The organism is Mycobacterium sp. DBP42, from assembly GCF_005924235.1.
GTDB lineage: Bacteria > Actinomycetota > Actinomycetes > Mycobacteriales > Mycobacteriaceae > Mycobacterium > Mycobacterium syngnathidarum.
In genome coordinates, this window is the sequence record NZ_VCMY01000083.1 from 1 (window position 1) to 4,267 (window position 4,267).

The following is a 4,267-nucleotide window of genomic DNA, read 5'->3' on the forward strand; positions in this document are numbered from 1 at the left end:
GGGGTACGCGGCGGGGTGGGCGGATTCGGCGGCCAGGCCGGGCGGTAATTCGGGTCCCGGCGGATGACCTGGGACGGCTCGGCGTCACGGCGGCGCGGTCCCGGACGCCGCGAGCGCGGGTCGGGAGGTCGCCCTGAGGCGGTGAAGTCGTCCACAGCAGAAATGTACGTGCTGGACGCGCTATCGCAGCCAGCTCAGATGATCTGCAACCAGCGCGTAGCCGACAAACGCCACCGCGTCGATCAAGGTGTGGGCGATGATCAGCGGCCACAACCGCCCGGTGCGCTGCCAGGCATAGCCGAACACCAAGCCCATCACCAGATTCCCGAGCCCGGCGCTGTAGCCCTGGTAGAGGTGATACGCGCCGCGCAACAGGCTTGACAGGACGAGTGCCCGCCCGGGGCTCACATCCAGCTGGCGCAGCCGGGTCAGCAGGAACCCCACCACGATGATCTCCTCGGCCCAGCCGTTGGCGAACGCCACGCCGAGCAGCATCGGGATGCGCCACCACGTGTCGTACAGCTCGGCGGGCTCGACGTCGGCGCTCAGGCCCAGAACGCGGGCCAGTACGTAGAAGCCCAGGCCGGGCAGCCCGATGAGCAACGCCAGGCCCAGGCCACCCAGGCCGTCGGCGCGCCACTGCGGACGCGACAGCCCGATAGCGCGCGGTCCGAAACCGCTGCGCCACAACAGGTACAGCGCCAGCGCGCCCCAGGCCAGCAGCTGCAGTACCACCGCCAGGTGCAGGCCGAGGTCGATCAGGTCGAACTGGGAGCGTTTGGGATTGAGCGCGACGGTTTGGCCGGACAGGCCGAGCAGTACGGCTTCGACAAGCCGCAGCCCCGCGGTGTAGGCGCTGAGCCCGAACGTCACCGCCAGCACGACGGCGATCTCGATCTTGAGCGTGCGACGCTGGGGCTCGCGGTGCTCCTGGGGCGCGGTCACCGGAGCAACGGTAGCGGCGCCGCAGCCTCGGGGCCGATGGTGCGGGTCAGATTCGGCGCGCCCGCAGGCCGTTGAGGAACGGGCAGCCCATCAGGACGCGGATGGCCTGGCTCAGCCCGGTGACGTCGTCGACCGGCTTCGGGAACGGCAACCGCACGTCATGGTCGCCGTGTTCGTTTTCCACTCGCAGCTGCACGCCGTACCGGTCCAGGCCCAGCGGCCGGACCCGGCCCTGGCGCAGCGTCATCGGCAGCCGGGTGGCCAGGCGCTCCACCACATCGCGGTGTGAGGACTCCATGTGCTGCAGCCATCCGGATTCCATCGCGCAGAACGGATCGGGGCGGGCCTGCAACAGCGCGCCCAGGCCCACCGCTTCGGCGCCGGTGGAATCGGCCACCACCACCGACTCGATCTCCAGGCGCATCAGTGTGTAGTTGTCGTCGTCGTTCTCCCCGTCCGCGGCGGCGCTGGAATTCACCTGCAGCAGAGCCGGGTTCGGGTTCTCGGTTGCGACCAGATCCAGCATGGCCGCGACCTCTGCGGACGGTACGTGCTGGAGGCGGCCACGGATCCACACCAGGGAACGCACCGGTTCGCGTAGCGGCAGCGGGGCATAGTCGGTCATCTCCAGCACGGCCTGGACGCCGGCCGAGCCTGCCGACATCGCCATGCCGGCCAGCGGGCTCGTCTCGGGGACGGTGATCGCGAAGGAGCCGTCATCGAGCAGGTGATGGACGGGTGAGGCGACCGGTTCGATGCCCTCGACCGCGACCATCGCTCCGCCGCCTCGTGCGCATGCGCTGCGGATCCGCTCGGCTGTCGTCGGTGTCGCAATGGCCATCTCGCCGCCTTCGTGGGTGAGGTAATGAAGTGAGGTAAGCCTAACTTAACTGTGGTCGGCGATACCGGCAAGGCCTCCCGTGAAACACCGGTGGCATCGTCATCAACCGATCGCGCAGCCTCGACCCGATAGGGTTGGGATGTGCCGCGCATCGCCTACCTCGGACCCGAGGGAACCTTTACTGAAGTGGCGTTATTGCAGATGGTGACGCGGGAAATGGTGCCCGGCGTGCAGGCGGCGGCCAATGATGCGAAGGCCGGCTTCACCGCGGTACTGACCGACAGCACCCCGGGTGCGCTGGCAGCGGTCCGGGACGGCAGGGCCGACTACGCGTGTGTGCCGATCGAGAATTCGATCGAGGGCTCGGTGCTGCCCACCCTGGACAGCCTGGCCGTCGGCAAGCCACTGCAGATCTACGCCGAGCTGATCCTCGACGTGGCGTTCGCCATCGTCACCCGGGCCGGGCACAGCGGGCCGGTGCAGACGGTGGCCGCCTTCCCGGTCGCGCTCGCCCAGGTGCGTCAATGGCTGGCCGCCAACCTGCCCGGCGCCGCGATCGTGCCGGCCACCTCCAACGCCGCGGCCGCCCAGGAGGTCGCCGATGGCCACGCCGATGCCGGGGTGAGCACGCGGCTGGCCGCCGAGCGCTACGGACTCGACACCCTGGCGGCCGACGTCGTCGACGAGGCCAACGCCCGAACCCGGTTCGTCCTCGTCGGCCTGCCCGGCGTGCCGCCGCCGGCCACCGGCGCCGACCGCACCTCGGTGGTGCTGCGCCTGGACAACACCCCGGGCGCGCTGGTCACCGCGATGACGGAATTCTCGATCCGCGACATCGACCTCACCCGGATCGAAAGCCGCCCCACCAGAACCGGGCTGGGCACATACATGTTCTTCCTCGACTGCGTGGGGCACATCGATGACGATTCAGTGGCCGAGGCACTCAAAGCGCTGCATCGACGTTGTACCGATGTGCGATATCTGGGTTCTTGGCCGACCGGAGCGAGCGCGGGCGCGCCCCCGCCGCGTCTGGACGAGGCCACACGTTGGTTGACGGGTTTGCGTGACGGGACGGGGGGCTCATGAGCGGACGGCTGATACTCGTCCGTCACGGCCAGTCCCACGGCAACGTGGCACGGCGTCTGGACACCCGCCCGCCCGGTGCCGAATTGACCGACCTCGGTCACGACCAGGCGCGCCGGTTCGCCGGAACACTCGGTCAGCGTCCGTCGATCCTGGCTCACTCGGTGGCGCGACGGGCAGCGCAGACAGCTGCCGGTATCGGTACCGAAACCGGCCTGGTGCCATTCGAATTCGAAGGCGTCCACGAAGTTCAGGTCGGTGAGCTGGAAGACCGCAGCGACGACGGCGCGGTTGCCGAGTTCAACCGGATCTACGAACGCTGGCATCGCGGTGAACTGGATGTGCCGATGCCGGGCGGTGAGAGCGCCGAGGCCGTCCTCGGCAGGTACGTGCCCGTACTGACCGAACTGCGGCTGCGCTATCTCGACGACCACGAGTTCAAGAGCGACATCGTGCTGGTGAGCCACGGCGCGGCGATCCGATTGGTGGCCGCGGTGCTGGCCGGCGTCGACGGCACCTTCGCCCTCGACCATCATCTGGCCAACACCGAATCGATTGTGCTGGCGCCGGTCACCGACGGGCGCTGGAGCTGCGTGCAGTGGGCGTCGGTGACACCGCCGTTCTATCCGGAGCCCGATGCCACCCCCGTCGCGGACGCGGTGACGTCCGAAACCGACCCGATGGGCTAGGCGTGCCGGATCGAGAGCACGCTCTCGTCGGCACACGTACAGCCCACCGCCTCACAGTCGATGCTGAAGGTATGCGCTATTTCCGGTGTGGTGCAGCCGGGGTCGGTGCACTCCATGCGGTACCGGACGTGATGTATCACGGTGCCGTGGCAATGCTCCAGACCGGCTGCGCACTCCCGGCACTGGATGGTCATAGCCCGTTGATAGCACTGCGGGCCGACAAAACGTGGTTGCCGCGCGGGTCTGTCGGGCCCTAGCCCCAACCCAATTCGTGGAGCCGCTCGTCGTCGATCCCGAAATGGTGCGCGATCTCGTGGATCACCGTGATCGCCACCTCGTCGACCACGGCGGACTCGCTGTCACAGAAATCGAGCAGGGCCTCGCGGTAGATCGTGATGGTGTCCGGCAACGACCCGGCGTACCAGGAATCCCGCTCGGTCAGCGCGACTCCCCGGTACAGGCCGAGGATCTCGGGCTCGTCGGGATCGCGATCCTCGACCAGGATCACGACGTTGTCGATCGCGGCAGCCAATCGCGGCGGGATCAGGTCGAGGGCGTCGGATACCAACTCGTCGAACCGCTGCGAGCTCATCCGCACCGGCACGGGTTACGGCCCCGGTGGTACGGGCACCGGCTCGCCCGGCGGCGGCCCGGGAGGCGGCGGTCCGCCGTCGGGAACCGGTGGCGGAGCCTGCTCGGGGGCCGGGGC

The 4,267-nt window shown here is 68.9% G+C and carries 6 protein-coding genes; 2 read left to right on the forward strand and 4 right to left on the reverse strand.

What is annotated here, in order from left to right:
• Window positions 1-180: 180 nt before the first annotated feature.
• A complete protein-coding gene (locus E0T84_RS31375; protein ID WP_070184699.1) occupies window positions 181-945 on the reverse strand; it encodes a CPBP family intramembrane glutamic endopeptidase in 765 nt (254 codons plus the stop codon).
• A gap of 46 nt (window positions 946-991) precedes the next feature.
• Window positions 992-1,786 carry a DUF2470 domain-containing protein gene (locus E0T84_RS31380; protein WP_070184700.1) on the reverse strand — a complete coding sequence of 265 codons (795 nt, stop codon included), beginning with the start codon at window positions 1,784-1,786 and terminating at the stop codon, window positions 992-994.
• A 141-nt stretch (window positions 1,787-1,927) separates the two neighbouring features.
• On the opposite strand from E0T84_RS31380, the gene pheA reads away from it, so the two are divergent.
• Window positions 1,928-2,872: a prephenate dehydratase gene (pheA, locus tag E0T84_RS31385; protein ID WP_075909225.1), complete on the forward strand. Its 945-nt coding sequence runs from the start codon at window positions 1,928-1,930 to the stop codon at window positions 2,870-2,872.
• Complete coding sequence (locus E0T84_RS31390) at window positions 2,869-3,558, forward strand: histidine phosphatase family protein (RefSeq protein WP_138746410.1); 690 nt, start codon at window positions 2,869-2,871, stop codon at window positions 3,556-3,558. The genes pheA and E0T84_RS31390 overlap by 4 nt, the downstream gene beginning before the upstream one ends.
• On the opposite strand, the gene E0T84_RS31395 is transcribed toward E0T84_RS31390, so the two are convergent.
• Both E0T84_RS31395 and E0T84_RS31400 read right to left on the reverse strand, forming a co-directional pair.
• Complete coding sequence (locus tag E0T84_RS31395) at window positions 3,555-3,752, reverse strand: hypothetical protein (RefSeq protein WP_075909224.1); 198 nt, start codon at window positions 3,750-3,752, stop codon at window positions 3,555-3,557. The two genes, E0T84_RS31390 and E0T84_RS31395, sit on opposite strands and share 4 nt — an antisense overlap.
• A gap of 59 nt (window positions 3,753-3,811) precedes the next feature.
• Window positions 3,812-4,162 carry a metallopeptidase family protein gene (locus E0T84_RS31400; protein WP_070184704.1) on the reverse strand — a complete coding sequence of 117 codons (351 nt, stop codon included), beginning with the start codon at window positions 4,160-4,162 and terminating at the stop codon, window positions 3,812-3,814.
• Between the last annotated feature and the right edge of the window lie 105 nt (window positions 4,163-4,267).